This is a genomic window from Plasticicumulans sp. (assembly GCF_035331805.1).
In the GTDB taxonomy this organism is placed as follows: domain Bacteria; phylum Pseudomonadota; class Gammaproteobacteria; order Competibacterales; family Competibacteraceae; genus Plasticicumulans.
Window position 1 is genome coordinate 1 of record NZ_DAOLKE010000486.1, and the last position, 2,092, is coordinate 2,092.

The 2,092-nt window shown below is 69.2% G+C and carries 1 protein-coding gene and 1 pseudogene; both read left to right on the forward strand.

Going from position 1 to position 2,092, the window contains the following annotated elements:
* Nucleotides 1-307 (forward strand): annotated as a pseudogene (locus tag PKE44_RS18665) (sodium-dependent transporter); the annotation flags it as partial.
* 184 nt (nucleotides 308-491) lie between these two features.
* A partial coding sequence (locus PKE44_RS18670; RefSeq protein WP_324554233.1) for an AAA family ATPase occupies nucleotides 492-2,092 on the forward strand: 1,601 nt, incomplete at its 3' end.

Genomic DNA, 2,092 nt, shown 5'->3' on the forward strand with positions numbered 1-2,092 from the left:
GACGTTCGCCGTCGCGCTGCCCGGCGTGCCGGCGGCGCTGTCGCAGGGCGTGCTCGCCGACGCGACGCTGTTCGGGCGCACCGCCTTCGAGCTGTACGACTTCGCCAGTTCCGGCGTGCTGATGCCGCTGGTCGCGATCGCCACCGCGCTGTTCGTCGGCCGCGCCTGGACGCGCACGCAGTTCGCCGATGCGCTGGGCGGCCCCGCCGGCCGGCCGTCGCGGCTCGCCTTTGCGCTGCGCGTGCTGCTGCGCTGGGTGGCACCGGTGGCGATCGCGGTGGTGCTGGTGCGGGGCTGGATCGGCTGAGCACGGCCGCCGGGGTGCGCGGCCCTGCACCGGCGCCGATGTGCGGCTCGCGACGCCCGGCTTGTCGGACGCCGTACACGATGGCGGAGTGCGGCACGGCCAAGTCCTTGTAACGGAACGATCCGGTGCGGGGCACGGGCTTTGCTGGAGCCGTCGGAATACCCCCGACTGCTGCGGAGCCGCCATGAAGATCCAGATCGAACGTGCCTACATCGAGTCGCTGGTGAGCGCCTTCCCCGATCTGGCCGCGCTGCAGGATCAGCTGCGCTTCGGCAACCGGGTCGAGGTCCTCGCCACCCGGCTGTCGCGGCCGCAGCTCGATCATCTGGTCGGGCTGTACGCGGCGGCCGGCACGGACATGCGCGGGCCGCTGGCGCAACTGACGACGCTGCAGCAGGCCATCAACGATGACGGCGTGCGCTTCGCTCCGGGCGAGCTGGAGCAGGCGGTGCCGGCCATCGCCCGCTTTCTCGTGCAGGATGCGCTGCGCGGCTGGCTGTTCGCGGCCAGCGTCGCCGGCAAGCCGCTGCCGTATGTCGTCACCCGCCTCGATTACACGCCGGCCGGCAACGACGAGAGCGGCAAGGTCACGCTCGAACTGAAGGCCAATGCCCGGGCCAGCCTGGCGGTCGTGACGCTGCGCCTGTCCGAGAGCGACACGGTCGGCCGCACGGTCGCGGAAATCTTCGCCGCCAAGGGTTATCTCAAGGAAACCCCGGCGCTGATCGCCCAGTACGACGCCAGCGTCGAGCGCTATTTCGCGTGGCGCAGCCAGTACGGCGCGCAGTTCTCCGGGCGCGGCACCGGCTTCTACGCCGAAGACCCGAGCGCCAGCCATCGCCACACCGACTGGTCGCGCAAGGACGTGGTCGTGCTGTCGGCGAGCGGTGGCGCGGCGCGGCTCGTCAATGACGAAGGCATCATCACGCAGCGCGTCACCGCGCTCGACACGCCCGGCGACATCCTCGGCCACTACCTCGGCAAGGCGGCGAAGAGCAACCGCTACGACGCCGAGGACGAGGTCCGCGATCTGCACGCCGAACTGCCCGCCGGCCTGTTCACGCAATTGCCGGTGCATGCCTATCTGCTGATGTTCCACCTCGACCTGCACCATTACCTGTGGGTGCACGCCGACGACATCGAGCCCTATGCCTACCAGCCGCAGCTGAAGGACAAGCTCGTGCTGCCCGAGGAGCAGACCGACCTGATCGACATCCTGACCGCCGAGATGGACGTGCTGATGGACGACATCGTCGCCGGCAAGTCCGGTGGCACGACGGTGCTGTGCGCAGGCCCCGCCGGCGTCGGCAAGACGCTGACCGCCGAGGTCTACGCGGAAATCATCGGCCGGCCGCTGTACCGCGTGCATTCCGGGCAGCTGGGCCTGAACGTCGCGGCGATGGAAACCGCACTGAAGGAAGTCCTGACCCGCGCCCAGCGCTGGGGCGCGGTGATGCTGATCGACGAGGCCGATGTCTACATCAAGCGGCGCGAGGACGACATGACGATGAACGCCGTCGTCGGTGTGTTCCTGCGGGTGCTGGAGTACTTCAACGGTCTGCTGTTCCTGACCACGAACCGCGTCGATGACATCGACGAGGCCATCGTGTCGCGCTGCATCGCGCTGATCCGCTTCGCACCCCCGGACCTTGAGGCCCGGCGCCGGATCTGGCGGGTCATGACCGAACAGTTCAGCGTGCCGGCGGATGCCGGAATGATCGACCTGCTGTCCGAACTCTTCCCGGCCGCCACCGGCCGCGACATCAAGGGCCTGACCAAGCTGGT